We start from the raw sequence: 13,612 nt of genomic DNA on the forward strand, positions 1-13,612 counted from the left end.
TTCCGTCAGAACTTGTGGCGGATCCCCGCATGCACCATCAACTGTTTTCCGTTCGACGACAGATCGGCCGCGCCGGGGATATACGCATGATCCAGCGACGAACCGGTCGCATCGCCGGCAACCCGCTGGTACGCGCCCGTCAGGTACACGTCCGTGCGTTTCGACAGGCTGTAGTCGGCCATCAGCCCGAACGAATGGATTTTCGGTCTCGCGGTGCCGGTGGTCGCGTCGTAGCGGACCGTCGTGTACACGTATTGCGCGCCGACGAACAACGCCGGCGTGAACTGGTACTTGCCGTTGATCTCGAAGTTCTGATACTTGATCGACGTCACCATGCCGCCCGCGAGCGGCCCGGTCGACGGCTCGATCGTCTCGTCGCCGAACAGGTAGCCGACGTTCGCGGTCGGTCGAGTGACGTTGCTGTTCGTGTATGCGAATCCGATCGTCGCGGGCCCTGCCGTGTAGTTGACGCCCGCGCCGAAGATCCGCAGCCGCTCCGACACGAAGTTCGCATCCGCGCCGACCGCCCCGGAGCCCGCGATCGCGCCACCCGACGTCGCGCCCGGGTTGTCCGCGTTCAGGAAGGCCGCGCCGACGAGCAACCCGCCCTGCTCGTACTGCGCGCCGACGCTCCACTGCCTGTTGTTCGCGAAGCCCGGGTCGTTGCTGAAGCTGTACGTGCCGCCGAACGAGAAGCCGGAGAAGTCCGGGCTCGCATACTTCACGGTGTTGTTCGTGCGGAACGTGTTGCCGGTGTTGTCGTTGTCGAGCGGATGCGAGAACGGATAAACGCCCCAACTGCCGTTCGCGGTCGTCGGCGCGAGATAGTCGACGACCGAGTCGTACTGCCGGCCGAGCGTCAGCGTGCCGAAACGCGTGCTGCCGAGCCCGACGTAGGCCTGGCGCCCTAACAGGCGGCCGCCCTGCGCCAGCGTGCCGCTGTTCACGTTGAAGCTGTTCTCGATCTCGAACAGCGCGCTGTAGCCGCCGCCCAGATCCTCCGTCCCCTTCATCCCCCAGCGGCTGCCCTGCGCGAAGCCGCTCGCCATCTGCCACGCGCCATGGCCGCCGACGTTGTTCGTATAGTCGATGCCTGCATCGACGAGGCCATACAGCGTCACGCTGCCTTGCGCAAATGCGGGCGCCGCGCACAGCGCCGGCAGCGCGACAACAATCGATCTCCAGTTCATTCGCCATCCTTATTGATATTTTTAGAATGCGTCCTTTCGGTACGCCGCTGCTTACTTCGCGCCGTAGATGTCGAAGTCGAAATACTTCCGGTTGATCTTCCCGTACGTGCCGTTCGCGAGAATCGTCGCGAGTGCGCGATTGAACGCGTCGCGCAGGTCGTTGTCCTGCTTGCGCAAGCCAAGGCCGTCGCCCTGCCCGAAGTACTTCACGTCGTCAATCGGCGCGCCGGCGAACATGAAATCCTTGCCCTGCGGCTTTTTCAGAAACCCGTCGCTGGCCGCGATCGACGCCTGGAACGCCGCGTCGAGCCGCCCGGTTACCAGGTCGGCATACACCTGGTCCTGGTTCGGGTACGACACGACCTGCACGCCCGCGGGCTGCCAGTTCGCGACCGCATAGTCGGCCTGCGCGGAACCCTGCTCGACGCCGACGCGCTTGCCCTTCAGCGATTCGGCCGTCGGCAGCAGCGGCGAGCCCTTGCGCGCGATCAGCCGCGCCGGCGCGTTCGAGATGCGGTTCGTGAACGCGATCTGCTGCATCCGCTTCGGCGTGATCGTCATCGACGACGCGATCACGTCGAACTTGCGCGCGAGCAGCCCCGGAATCATCCCGTCGAAGCTCGACTCGACCCACACGCAGCGCGCATGCAGTTCCGCGCACAACGCGTTCGTGATGTCGATCCCGAAGCCGGTCAGCGTGCCGTCCGGCAGCTTGTATTCGAGCGGCGGGTAGGTCGGATCGACCGCGAGCCGAATCTCCCTGCCCGTCCAGTCGCCGGCATGCGCCGCGCCTGCCGCCAGCGCGACCGTGAGTACCGCCATCCACTGTTTCATTGCCTGTCTCCTTGTGTGAATCGTGAATCGAAATCGTGCGGCCGCGTCATCCGAGATATCGCTCGGCGAGTGCGATCCAGTAGCTCGCGCCCGTCGCGAGGCAGGCATCGTTGAAGTCGTAGCCCGGGTGATGCAGCCCGCATCCGGACGCCCCGTCGCCATTGCCGATCGACAGGTAGCTGCCGGCGCATTCCTCCAGCATGAATGCGAAATCCTCGCTCGCCGCGATCGGCCGCAGATGCGGAATCAGCGCCGCATCGCCGCCCCATTCGCGCGCCACCTCGCGCGCGAAGGCCGTCTGCACCGCGTGATTGACGAGCACCGGATAATCGTGCCGGTAGTCGATCTCGGCCGTCGCGCCATAGCTCGCGGCCTGTCCGTGCACGATCTCGCGGATGCGCCGCTCCAGCAGCGCACGTACGTCCGGCGACAACGCACGCACGCTGAGCGTCAGGTCCGCGTGGGACGGAATCACGTTCGATGCGGTTCCCGCGTGGATCGAGCCGGCCGAAACGATCGCCAGCTCCTGCGGATTCACGTTGCGCGACACGACCGTCTGCAACGCCATCACGATCGACGCGCACACGACCACCGGGTCGATCGTCGTATGCGGCGCGGCGCCGTGCCCGCCGCGCCCGATCACGCGCACGCGCACCTCGTCGGCCGACGCCATCGCCGGGCCGTCGCAGAAACCGAGCACACCGGCCGGCAAGCCCGGCACGTTGTGCATCGCGAACACGGCGTCGCACGGAAATCGTACGAACAGTCCGTCGTCGATCATCCGCTTCGCGCCGCCGAGCCCTTCCTCGGCCGGCTGGAAAATCAGGTTCAGCGTGCCGGCGAAGCGCGCCCGCCCGGCAAGACAGCGGGCCGCCGCGAGCAGCATCGCCGTATGGCCGTCGTGGCCGCACGCGTGCATCACGCCGTCATGCCGGCTCGCATGCGGCAGCCCGGTCGTTTCGCGGATCGGCAGCGCATCCATGTCCGCGCGCAACCCGAGCCGTTTCCCGGGGCCGCGCGTCAGCGTGCCGACCACGCCGGTGCCGCCAAGTCCGCGCGTGACCTGATAACCCCATGTTGTCAGGCAATCGGCGACGATGGCGCTCGTCGCATGCTCGTCGAAGCCGAGCTCAGGATGCGCATGCAGCCTGCGCCGCAGCGCGATCATCTCCGCCTCGATCGCCGATATTTCCGGATGGATATGGTTCCGTTCCAACCCCGATTCCCCCTGACACGTTCCGGTTGCCGATCGCCCGAATGATCGATCGTGACCGGATCGTATGCAGCGAAAATCCAGGCGAACAGCCGCGGTTTCGTTATGATGACAACCTTCCGTTGTCGGGTATCGCGTCATGAGCACCATCAAGCTGCATCAGTTGCAGGCACTCGTCGCGAGCGCGGAGGCCGGCAGCATCCGTGGTGCGGCACGCGCGCTCGGGCTATCGCAAGCGGCCGTCACGCGTGCGCTGCGCGAGCTGGAAGCGAGCGAGCGCCTGCCGCTGCTCGTGCGTGCGCCGGAAGGCATCGGCTTCACCGACTACGGGAAAACGCTGCTCACGCATGCGAAGCTCGTGCTGAAGCAGCTCGAGCATGCGCGGAGCGATCTCGAGCGCATGCGCGGCCGCGTCGAGGGCCGGCTGAGCGTCGGCGTCACACCGTGGCTCACGGTGACCTTCCTCGCGGAAACGGTACTGCGTTTTCGCGAGCGGATGCCCGACGTGCGACTCGAACTCTACGAAGCGCTGATGGCCGTTGCGCAGCCGCTGTTGCGCGACGGCAGCATGGACTTCGCGCTCGGACACGTGCAGCCGGGCGGCACGCAGGAATTCGCGTTCGAGCCGATGTTGCGCTACGACACGGCGGTCATGGTGCGCGCCGGCCATCCGCGCGAACGCGCACGGTCGATCCACGATCTGCTCGACCACGACTGGGTGCTGAATTTCGCGGCCGACGGGCAGGCCGCGCTCGTCGACTACCTGTTCACGCGCCACGGCGCGCGGATCGACGAGCGGCGCATCGTGCGCGCGCAGTCGGTCGCGATGCTGCAGACGATGCTCGAACAGGCCGACATGTGCACGTGGTGCCCGACGATCCTCGCGGCGGTACCGCCGTTCGGCGGACGGATGCGGCCGTTGACGCTGACGGAGACGTTCGAGCCGCGCGACCTCGGGATCGTCACGCGCCGCAGCAGCACGCTGAGCGATGCCGCACGCTGCTTCATCGAATGCCTGCTGTACGTGATCCGCCGGCACGCGCGCTCGGCGCGCAAGGAGGATCTCGCGCTGTTCAGGACGGTATCGCTGCTGATCTGACGGCGTGCGCCGTCGCGGCAGACCCCGCGACCTGCCGCGGCCCGGCGCGCCACGCGCCAGCACCGCGGCATGCGCCACCCGTCAGATCTTCGCGGTCAGCGTGATTCCGACCGTGCGCGGATCGCCGTACAACACCGGATAGGCACCATATGACGGCAACAGCTCGAGCTTCTTGTAGACCTTGTTCGTCAGGTTCGTCACGTAGCCCGTCACGATGTACTTCTGGTTCGGCGTCGTGTACGACACGTGCGCGTTCAGCACCGTGTAACCGCCCTGCCACAGTTGCGGCATCGTCTGCCGCGTCGCGCTGAAATACTCGCGGCTGCGGTAGTTCACGTCGCCGCCCGCCGTCAGCGTGCCGAACGGCACCGGCACGCGATAGTCGAAGCCCGCGTTCAGCGTCGTATGCGGTGAACGCGCGAACGAATTGCCGACGGCCGTCGGCACGTAGCGGAATTCCGTGTAGCGCGTGTTCAGCATCCCGAGGTTCGCGAACAGGTACAGGCTGTTGACCGGCTGCGCCTTCAGCTCCAGCTCGAAGCCGTCCGCGCGTCCCTGCCCCGCGTTCGACAGCGTCGACACCGGCGGCCCGCCGAACGGGTTCGGCGCGAGCGCGAACACCTGGATGTCGCGATAGTCGTAATGAAACACGCTCGCGTTGACGATCAGCCGCTTGTCGAACCATTCGCTCTTGATGCCGATCTCGTAATCGGTCAGGTACTCGGGCGATACGGTCGACACGGTGCTCTGCGTATAGGCGTTGCCGTTGTAGCCGCCCGAACGGAAGCCGCGTGCGTAGCGGAAATACGCGCGCACGTTGTTGCTGAGCGCATATTCGGGCGTCAGGTCCCAGGTCGGCGCGCGCCACGTGTTGGTCTGGTTCTGCTGCGCGCTGACCCCGAGCGGCGACGACACCGACGACGGCGACCACCAGCTTTTCGGATCGCTGAACGTCACGTTACCGGTACCCTGCAGCCCCGTCAGGTTGATGGTCTTGCGCTCGACCGTGTAGCGCAGCCCGCCCGTCACGTTGAAGCGGTCGGTGAAGCGGTACTTGACGCTGCCGAAGATCGCCGCGCTCTGCGTGTGCTGCGAGAGATCGGTCAGGTGATAGTACGCCGGCGACGGCGAACTGCTCGGGCTGCCGCCCGCGCCTTGCTCGGCGAGCTGCTCGGTGAACAGGTGCGTGCCGACCAGCCAGCTCAGCCGGTCGCCCTGCGGCGATTCGAGCCGGAATTCCTGCGAGAACTGGCGGCTCGACAGGCGGTCGTGCGAGCGCGCCGCGTCGAACGCCGAATAATCCTCGTCGTCCTGGTACCAGCGGTGCAGCCCCTCGAACGCGGTGATCGACGTCAGCGTCACGGCCGGGTTGATGCGCCAGTGCGCGGTGAGCGACGTGCCCCAGGTCGAGATATGATCGCTCGACGGCGCGTTGAGCGACACCGTGTACGGATCGGTGGAGCCGACGAAGCCGAACTGGTTCGTGCCGCGCGGCCCCGCGCCTTCCGCGTGCCACGCATTGCCCCCGCCCGTATAGTTTCGGCCGTGGATGTTGAACAGGAAGTCAGTGTCCGACGTCGGCACGGCCAGCACCTGGAAGCGCACCGCATTGTCGTGGAAGCCGCCGAAGCGCCCCTGCTGAACGGTGTTCGTGTAGAAGCTGTCGGCATTCTCGTGATACACCGACACGCGCGCGGCCAGCACGTCGTTCTTGCCGATCGGCCCGCCGATCGCGGCCTCCGCGAGCCGGCTGTTGTACTGACCGATCCCGAGCTTGCCATAGCCGCTCACATCGAAGGTCGGTTTCTGCGACGTGATGCTGAGCGCACCGCCCACGGTGTTCTTGCCCCACAGCGTGCCCTGCGGCCCGCGCAGCACCTCGATGCGATCGAGGTCGAACAGCGGAAAACCCTGCCCGAACACGCTGTTGATGTACACGTCGTCGAAGTACACGCCGATCGGGCTCAACGACAGGTCCGACGGATCGTTGCTGCCGACCCCGCGCAGGAACCAGCGCGGCCGCTCGCGGCCCTCGGTCGATTGCCCGGTGAAGTTCGGCACGTACTTCGTCACGTCGTTGATCACGCGCAGTTCGTTGTTCTTGATCGCATCGCCGCTCAGCGCACTCACCGCGACCGGCACGTCCTGGATGCTTTCCTTGCGCCGGCGCGCCGTCACGGTCACCGTGCCGAGGTTCGTTTCTCGTGCGGCCGTGCCGCGGCTCGCACGCGCCGGCTTCGGCGCGGTCGCGTCGTCCGGTGCCTGTTGCGCCGGCTGCGCGTCCGGCGTCCCCGCCGCCGCGCCATCTTCTGCCCACGCCGGCAACGATACGGCGCCGCCCGTCAGCAGTCCCCCCAGCGCGGTGACGATTAGTTTTTTCCTGAACATCGATGAGTCATCCTGTTTGATCGGTTGAACGCATGTGCGCGCTACGCACAGGTTCTCTAATGCAATTCGGATGCCAGCATCGACAGGCCCGTCGCACGGGGCTTCCGGCGCGCGCATGGTGCCGGTGTTGCTGCATGCGCATCTGTGGAGGGAAGCAAACTGCTTGTCACGCAACACCGGCGACGACGATCTTCAGGACAACTTTTCAGGCAGCGGCCGCATCGCGTCGCGCCGCCCATCGGCAAAGCGCAACGCGAACGCAACCAGCACGACGACGGGCAGACAGCACAGAAACACGGCCCGCAACCCGACGACCGGCACGAGCGCACTGCAGGCCAACGGGCCGCAGAACGCCCCCGTCATCGACGCGAGGTTGTAGAGGCTCGACACCCGGCTCTTGTCGGCCGGGTGGCGGCCGAGATGCTGCATGTTGACGAGATGCACCAGCGACGACCCGGCGCACAACGCGGCGAGCCCCGCGCCGACGATCCACGCGTCGTGCGCGAGGCCGAACGCGAGCAGCCCGGCCACGCCGCCTGCGAGGCCAAGGGCATGGCAGCGGCGCTCCGTCATCCGCTGCGCGACATGCCCCAGCCCGAACAGCGCGATCACCGCGACGACGCCCTGCAGGGTCAGCAGCGCGACGGCGCCCGACTGCGGCAACTTCAGATACTGGATGGCGAGCACGACCGTATAGGTGCCGACGAGCGAGCGCGTCGCGCTGTTCACCGCTTCCAGCGCAAGTTGCTCGCGCACGTCGCGGCTCCACGCAAGCGCGAGCAACGCACGCAGGCCACCGGCGTCGGGTTGCGCACCGCGCGGCGGCGGCTCCGCGTCGCCGAGCAGCAGGCGGCTGAACCAGGCCATGCCCGCGAAGCTCGCCGACGCCGCGCAGAAGGTCGCGACCGCGCCATGCGCCCCGATCAGCCAGCTGGCGAGCCAGGGCCCCGCCATGCCCGTTCCGACCGTCATGGCCGCGCGATACCAGCCCGCGCGGGCGAGGCCGATCCGCGCGAGACGCGCGAGAAACACGCCGTTGATCGACACGATCCGGAACGGGATGCACAGTCCGATCAGCGCCTGCGTGAGCGCGATCAGCGGCCACGCGCCGGTAAACGGCACGACGAGATTGAGCAGCATCGGCCCCATGCTCGCGGCGAAGTACACGCGCCGCGCGCCGTAGCGCGCGACCAGCAGCCCGGCCGGCAGCGTCATCAGCGCGATGCCGAGCGGTTCCATCGCGGCGATGATGCCGAGCCGCGCGCTGTCGACGCCGAGCGCGAGCGCATACAGCGTCGTCGCGAGCTGCGCCATGCTGATCGTCGTGCCGCTCGCGAGCGCCAGCAGCATGAAGCCGCCGGTGAAGCGCTCGCGCCGCCATGCGTCGGCGACGCGTGCCGTCGCGCTCACCGCGACAAAGTCGCGATGCCGTCGAGCGCACGCCGGTCGATCCACGCGCGCACGTCGAAGTCGGCGGGCAGGAACCGCCACGCCACCAGGAAGCGCTTGAAATCGTCCAGCGCGGCGATCGACGCTTCGTCGAGATCGGTGCGCAACCGCCGGTGCACGTCGGCGCCGTACGCCAGCCGCAGCCAGTCATGGCCCGAGCCCGTCTCACGGCCGAGATAGCCGAGCACTTCGTGTTCGTGCTCGCGCGCCCAGCCTTCGACATCGGTCACGCGCGCGAGGAAGCGGCTGACGATGCCGGGATGGCGCTCGAGCGTCGCCGCATTGACGGTCAGCGGACGCGGCGAGCCGTTGTTGATGCGGATCTGCGGATCGGGATGAAAGCCGATGTCGACGACCGTCCGCGCGCCGATCAGGTGCGCGGTCTCCAGCCCGAGCGAGCCCTTCACGTAGATCGCATCGACATCGCCGCGCACGAGCGCGGCCGCTTCGGCCGCATAGAGCCGCCGGCTCGACAGGCTCGCGGGGTGGCTGAATGCCGCGTCGCGGGTCGCGGGCGTCGACACGGGCGCGCGCAGGTTCGACGCCGGCACGTCGACCCATTCGACGTCGCCGGGGCCGAGCCCGTCGAGCGACAGCGCGCTGACGAAGCCGCGCAGCGCCGCCGCGCGAAAGATGTCGATGCGCTCGCCGTCGCGACGCGGCAAGCCGATGCGGCGCCCGCGCAGGTCCTTCGGTCGCGTGAGGCCGGCTTCCGGCAACGCGACGATCGCCTGCGCCTCGTCGACCCAGGTCAGCGCGACCACGCGCGTATCGGCGCCGGCCGCGCGTGCCCACAGCGCGGGAATGCTGCCGCCCTGCCGGAACGCGTTGTCGAGCGAATGATCGACGTGCGCGTGATGCAGCGCCGCGTGCTGGCTTTCCTGCAGCGCGCGCACGGTGATGCCGTCGCCGGCGAATTCGCTGTCGAGCCAGCCGAGATGCGCGGCGATGCCGAGCGGCGTCGGCACCGGACAGCGCGTGTACCAGATCGATTGAACGTTGTGTGAAGCCGTGGTGCTCATGGATGCATTCGCAAAGGAAGTCGTGAAGGGCGCGTCAGCCGCGCGGCGCGGTCAGCACCGACAGCCGCGTGATGCCCGCGTGCTCGATCGCGGCCATCAGCTTCGCGACGGTGCCGTACGGCACGTGCTCGTCCGCCTGCAGGTCGAGCGCGACGTCGGGCCGGCCCGCCTTCAGCGCGGCCAGCTCGGCCGGTACCGCGGCGAGCGCGACCGCACGCTTGTCGAGATACACGACGCCCTTGGCGTCGACGCTCACGGTGACGTTCGGCTTGCGGTCGGCCGGCGCGGTCGCGACTGTGTTCGGGAGAGTCACGTGCACCGCGTTGTTGAGCAGCGGCGCGGTGACGATGAAGGCGACGAGTAGCACGAGCATCACGTCGACGAGCGGCGTGATGTTGATTTCGCTGAGCACGTCGTCGTTGTCGGTGGAGGACGAGAAGGCCATTATGCGAACGCCTCCTGACGGGTATCGCCGGCACGGCGCGCCGGCGCGGCCGCGGGTACCGTCGCCGGTACGCGGAAGCCGGCCTTCTGCGCGAGCGTCACGAAGTCGGTTGCGAACGCATCGAGGTCGGCCGATGCGGCCTTCACGCGGCGCACGAAGAAGTTGTAGGCGAGCACGGCGGGCACCGCGACCGCGATGCCGATCCCGGTCGCGACGAGCGCCTCGCCGATCGGCCCGGCGACCACGTCGATGCTCGCCGATGCGCTGTGCGTGATCGCGGTCAGCGCGTGGATGATGCCGAACACGGTGCCGAACAGGCCGACGAACGGCGCGGTGCTGCCGATCGACGCGAGTACCGCGAGCCCTGCTTCCTCGCGCCGGCGCGCATTGTGGATCTGCTGCCGCAGATGGCGTTCGAGCAGGTCGTGGCGGCTCCAGCTGTGTTCCAGATCGTGTGCGCTGCTCTCGTCGGCACGCCGCAGCGCGTCGAAGCCCGTCGCGGCGAGTTCGCCGACCGGGCTGTTCGCGCTGTCGAGCGCGGCCGCGTCGTGAAAGCTGTTCGCGGCCCAGAATGCGCTGACATAACGCCGGTTGCGCGCGCTCGACCGCAGGCTCTGGATCGCCTTCACGACGATCAACGTCCACGTGACGACGGAGAAGACGACGAGCAGCCAGAGCGCGCCCTGGACGATGAAGGTGGTCGGGATACCGTTCATGATGTGAGTTCCTTGAAAAATATGGCGAGCCGCCCGTCGGGTCAGCCCAGCTTGAAATCGATCGGCACGTTGACCCAGCCGTCGACCGCTTCGTCGCCGCGCTTCGCGGGCACGAACGTCCAGCGCTTCACGGCGGCCACCGCCGCGTTGTCGAGCACGCGGCGGCCGCTGCTCGTGCGGACCTCGACGGAATCGGGCGTGCCGCTCGCGAGCACGTGCACGCGCAGCACGACGCGCCCTTCCCAGCCCTGGTCCTGCGCGAACGCCGGATAGTCGGGCGCCGGATTGCGCAGGTACGCCGCGTCGCCGATCGGCGCGGTTTCACGCACGGGTGCGGCGGGTGCGGGTGCCGGCGCCGGGGTTGCGACGGCCAGTGCCGTTGGCGCGGGCACAGGTGCAGCTTCGCGCGCCGCCTGCGGCACGGTGGACGGTGCCGCTGCCGGATGCGGAACGGCCGCGCGGGGTATCTGCGGCTTCGGCGGCGTCGGCGCCTGCTTCAGCGGTTTCGGCGGCACGATCGGCGGCGGATGCGCGGCCTGCGGCAGCGGTTCGGGCGGCCGCGTCAGTTCCACCGTCATCGGCAACGGCCGCGGCGGTTGCACCGGCGGTGCGGCCGCCGGACGCGCGGCCAGCAGCACGACGCCCGCATGCAGCGCCGCGACGGCCAGTGCAATCGCGCCCGCGCCGCGCCAACCGCTCGCCGGCGCCGGCCGCTTGTCCGCATGCGCGGACGGCGCCACCGGCGAAGGTCGCGCGACTACCGCCGCGCGCGGCGCGGCGCGCGCCACGTGCCGGCGCGCCGGCGGCACGCCGTATTCGATCGTCAGCCCTGTCATGTTCGACTCCTTGCAATGACGCGCCGCGGCGCGCTACGCGACCCACGCATGGCGATGCCGGTCGATCTGCGTGAACGGCGCCGGGTCGATCCACGCGCGCGCGTCGAAATCGCGTTCGAGAAAGCCCCATTCGACGAGAAAATCCTTGAACGCGACCAGACCGTCGATCGACGTCGGCGCGAGCCCGGTCTCCAGATGGCGGTGCACGTCCCCGCCGTATGCATAGCGCACCCACTCGTCGGAGGCATGCGTTTCGCGGCCGATATAGGCGACCGTCTCGGCCGGATGGCGCGCGGCCCAGTCGCCCGCGCCGACCACGACCGACAGGAACCGGCTCACGAGATCGGGGCGCATATCGATCAGCGCGCGATCGACGGTCAGCGTGCGCGGCGTGCCGTTGCCGATCCGCACCAGCGGATCGGGATGCGCGCCAAGATCGATGACGACCTGCGCGTCGATCAGGTGCACGGTCTCCAGCCCGGCGACGCCCTTCACGAACACCGCGTCGACGTCGCCGCGCACGAGCGCCGCGATCTCGAGTCCGTACTCGTGCGGGCCGCGCGTGAACGAGGCTGGCCCGGTGCGGCGCTCGCGCGTGTCGGGCAGGTCGATCCATTCGGCGTCGCCGTGGCCGAGCCCTTCCAGTTCGAGCGCGCTCAGGAAGCCCTTCAGGGCGGCCGCACGCCAGAAGTCGATGCTGATCGGATGGCGCGGCAATCCGAGCCGCCGGCCGCGCAGATCGCGCGTCGTGCGAATGCCGCGCTCGGGCAGCGTGACGATCGCCTGGAATTCGTTGGTCCACGACAGGCCGATCACGCGCGTATCGGCGCCGCGTGCCCGCGCCCACAGCGCGGGAATGTTGCCGCCCTGCCGGAACGAGTGCGGCAGGCTGTGATCGAAGTGCGATTCGCGCTTGTCGGCATCGGCCGTCTCCTGCAGCGAATTCAGCACGATGCCGTCCGGCCCGAACTCTTCGTCGAACCAGCCGCGATGCACGGCGATGCCGAGCGCGGTCGGCACCGGGCAGCGCGTGTACCAGAGTGCGTCGCAAGCCGTGGCCTGCGCAGCGAGTGTCGTCATGGTGAGTATCCTTGTCGTTGTCGTTGATGCGCGGCGGCACGCCGCCGCGCTCAGGCGCCGGCCACGCGCAGCGCTGCCTGCGTGCCGCCCGCGTTCAGCGCGCCGTCGACGAGCGGCAGCACTTCCTCGCCCACGCGGTACGCCTCTTCGAGATGCGGGTTGCTCGCGAGGATGAACGTCGATACGCCGATGTCGACGTATTCCGCGAGCCGCTCGGCCACCTGCTCGTGGCTACCGACGATCACGCAGCCGGGGCCGCCACGGATCTGCGACATTCCGGCCCACAGGTTCGGGCCGACGATCAGGTCGTCAAAGTGCTGCGTGTTGCCCTGGTGCAATGCGAACTGGCGCTTCGCGCCGACCGATTCCGACGATTCGCCGCGCCCGCCGAAACCGGCACGCGTCGCGTCGCCCACCGTGGCGAACATCTGCCGCAGCTCGGCCCACGCCTGTTCCTCGGTTTCGCGCGCGAGGATGTCGATGCGCATGCCGAAGCGCAGGTCGCGCTCGGCGTTCTCCCGGTCGAGCGCGCGGCGCGCCGCGTCGATCACTTCCTTCTGCTTCGCGAGCGGCTCGCCCCAGCTCAGGTGCACGTCGCCGTGTTTCGCCGCGACCGCGAGCGCAGCGTCGCTCGCGCCGGCCAGATAAATCCGCGGCGGCTTCTGGCCGCTCAGCGGCGGCAGCAGCCCGCCGGCTTCGACGCGGTAGAAGCGGCCGTCGAACGAGAACGGCGCGCCGGCCGCGACGCCCTTCACGACGTCGAGGAATTCGTCGGTGCGCGCATAGCGGCTGTCGTGATCGATGAAGTCGCCGTACGCGCGCTGGTCGGGACCGCCGCCGCCCGTGACGACGTTCCACTCGACGCGGCCGCGGCTGATCCGCTGCAGGCTCGCGGCCATTTGCGCCGCATAGACCGGATGCACGAAATGCGGCTGCAGCGCGATCAGCAGCCGCAGCCGGCGCGTCTCGCGCGCCAGCGCCGCCGCGACGACCCACGGTTCCTCGGTGAAGCGGAAGATCGGAATCAGCGCGCCGTGAAAACCGGCGATGTCGGCCGCGCGCGCCACCTGCGACAGATAGTCGATGTAGCCGAAATCGTCGTCGTCGACTTTCGGCGCGACGCGCGACGCGCGCTGGCGATTCCATTCGCCGCGCGTATGCAGGTCGTGTGCGCGCCGGCCATCGCCGTGCATCGGCAGGCGCCACAGAAATTCAACAGCCATCGGGATTCTCCTTGTCGGCCCGTTCGGATTGCGTGCGGCACCGGCGTGCCGCGCGTATGCAGCGCTGTAAAGCACGCGGTGTGCCAACGCGCACGCCTGCTGACGTGCGGCGCGGCC

At 68.5% G+C, this 13,612-nt stretch carries 12 protein-coding genes; 1 reads left to right on the plus strand and 11 read right to left on the minus strand.

The genetic code is table 11. From position 1 onward, the window contains the following. Nucleotides 1-5: 5 nt before the first annotated feature. Genes AC0KUR_RS03530 through AC0KUR_RS03540 form a run of 3 tightly spaced genes read right to left on the minus strand, consistent with a single transcriptional unit; the run spans nt 6 to nt 3,192 of the window. Entirely contained in the window at nt 6-1,190 is a 1,185-nt protein-coding gene (locus AC0KUR_RS03530; RefSeq protein WP_473375372.1) for a porin, read from the minus strand. Between the two features lie 51 nt (nt 1,191-1,241). After that, complete coding sequence (locus AC0KUR_RS03535; RefSeq protein ID WP_059559723.1) at nt 1,242-2,024, minus strand: ABC transporter substrate-binding protein; 783 nt, start codon at nt 2,022-2,024, stop codon at nt 1,242-1,244. A gap of 46 nt (nt 2,025-2,070) precedes the next feature. Then, nucleotides 2,071-3,192 (minus strand): M20 aminoacylase family protein, encoded by a 1,122-nt coding sequence (locus AC0KUR_RS03540; protein ID WP_473375465.1) that lies wholly within the window; start codon nt 3,190-3,192, stop codon nt 2,071-2,073. 184 nt (nt 3,193-3,376) lie between these two features. Here AC0KUR_RS03540 and AC0KUR_RS03545 point away from each other — a divergent pair, with 184 nt between their 5' ends. Beyond that, the gene (locus tag AC0KUR_RS03545) at nt 3,377-4,336 is read left to right on the plus strand and encodes a LysR substrate-binding domain-containing protein (protein WP_069704478.1); all 960 of its coding nucleotides are present in this window, start codon (nt 3,377-3,379) and stop codon (nt 4,334-4,336) included. Nucleotides 4,337-4,417: 81 nt separating this feature from the next. On the opposite strand, the gene AC0KUR_RS03550 is transcribed toward AC0KUR_RS03545, so the two are convergent. The 8 genes from AC0KUR_RS03550 to AC0KUR_RS03585 form a co-directional block, all read right to left on the minus strand. Further along, nucleotides 4,418-6,724: a TonB-dependent receptor gene (locus AC0KUR_RS03550; protein ID WP_473375373.1), complete on the minus strand. Its 2,307-nt coding sequence runs from the start codon at nt 6,722-6,724 to the stop codon at nt 4,418-4,420. Between the two features lie 192 nt (nt 6,725-6,916). After that, the gene (locus AC0KUR_RS03555; protein ID WP_473375374.1) at nt 6,917-8,134 is read right to left on the minus strand and encodes an MFS transporter; all 1,218 of its coding nucleotides are present in this window, start codon (nt 8,132-8,134) and stop codon (nt 6,917-6,919) included. Beyond that, a complete protein-coding gene (locus tag AC0KUR_RS03560) occupies nt 8,131-9,195 on the minus strand; it encodes an ABC transporter substrate-binding protein (RefSeq protein ID WP_034188384.1) in 1,065 nt (354 codons plus the stop codon). The genes AC0KUR_RS03555 and AC0KUR_RS03560 overlap by 4 nt, the downstream gene beginning before the upstream one ends. 34 nt (nt 9,196-9,229) lie before the next feature. Then, nucleotides 9,230-9,640 carry an ExbD/TolR family protein gene (locus AC0KUR_RS03565; protein ID WP_473375375.1) on the minus strand — a complete coding sequence of 137 codons (411 nt, stop codon included), beginning with the start codon at nt 9,638-9,640 and terminating at the stop codon, nt 9,230-9,232. Beyond that, entirely contained in the window at nt 9,640-10,356 is a 717-nt protein-coding gene (locus AC0KUR_RS03570; RefSeq protein ID WP_034188386.1) for a MotA/TolQ/ExbB proton channel family protein, read from the minus strand. The genes AC0KUR_RS03565 and AC0KUR_RS03570 overlap by 1 nt, the downstream gene beginning before the upstream one ends. Nucleotides 10,357-10,397: 41 nt before the next feature. Then, complete coding sequence (locus tag AC0KUR_RS03575) at nt 10,398-11,192, minus strand: energy transducer TonB (protein ID WP_124670095.1); 795 nt, start codon at nt 11,190-11,192, stop codon at nt 10,398-10,400. Nucleotides 11,193-11,225: 33 nt separating this feature from the next. After that, nucleotides 11,226-12,272: an ABC transporter substrate-binding protein gene (locus AC0KUR_RS03580; protein WP_473375376.1), complete on the minus strand. Its 1,047-nt coding sequence runs from the start codon at nt 12,270-12,272 to the stop codon at nt 11,226-11,228. Between the two features lie 50 nt (nt 12,273-12,322). Beyond that, nucleotides 12,323-13,495, minus strand: a complete 1,173-nt coding sequence (locus AC0KUR_RS03585) for an LLM class flavin-dependent oxidoreductase (RefSeq protein ID WP_473375377.1) — start codon at nt 13,493-13,495, stop codon at nt 12,323-12,325. Between the last annotated feature and the right edge of the window lie 117 nt (nt 13,496-13,612).

Source organism: Burkholderia sp. YHN3-13, from assembly GCF_055810675.1.

Coding starts and splice junctions, on each gene's coding strand:
- AC0KUR_RS03530 (WP_473375372.1), bottom strand. CDS start 1,190: ATGAACTGGAGATCGATTGTTGTCGCGCTGCCGGCGCTGTGCGCGGCG.
- AC0KUR_RS03535 (WP_059559723.1), bottom strand. CDS start 2,024: ATGAAACAGTGGATGGCGGTACTCACGGTCGCGCTGGCGGCAGGCGCG.
- AC0KUR_RS03540 (WP_473375465.1), bottom strand. CDS start 3,192: ATGATCGCGCTGCGGCGCAGGCTGCATGCGCATCCTGAGCTCGGCTTC.
- AC0KUR_RS03545 (WP_069704478.1), top strand. CDS start 3,377: ATGAGCACCATCAAGCTGCATCAGTTGCAGGCACTCGTCGCGAGCGCG.
- AC0KUR_RS03550 (WP_473375373.1), bottom strand. CDS start 6,724: ATGTTCAGGAAAAAACTAATCGTCACCGCGCTGGGGGGACTGCTGACG.
- AC0KUR_RS03560 (WP_034188384.1), bottom strand. CDS start 9,195: ATGAGCACCACGGCTTCACACAACGTTCAATCGATCTGGTACACGCGC.
- AC0KUR_RS03565 (WP_473375375.1), bottom strand. CDS start 9,640: ATGGCCTTCTCGTCCTCCACCGACAACGACGACGTGCTCAGCGAAATC.
- AC0KUR_RS03570 (WP_034188386.1), bottom strand. CDS start 10,356: ATGAACGGTATCCCGACCACCTTCATCGTCCAGGGCGCGCTCTGGCTG.
- AC0KUR_RS03575 (WP_124670095.1), bottom strand. CDS start 11,192: ATGACAGGGCTGACGATCGAATACGGCGTGCCGCCGGCGCGCCGGCAC.
- AC0KUR_RS03580 (WP_473375376.1), bottom strand. CDS start 12,272: ATGACGACACTCGCTGCGCAGGCCACGGCTTGCGACGCACTCTGGTAC.
- AC0KUR_RS03585 (WP_473375377.1), bottom strand. CDS start 13,495: ATGGCTGTTGAATTTCTGTGGCGCCTGCCGATGCACGGCGATGGCCGG.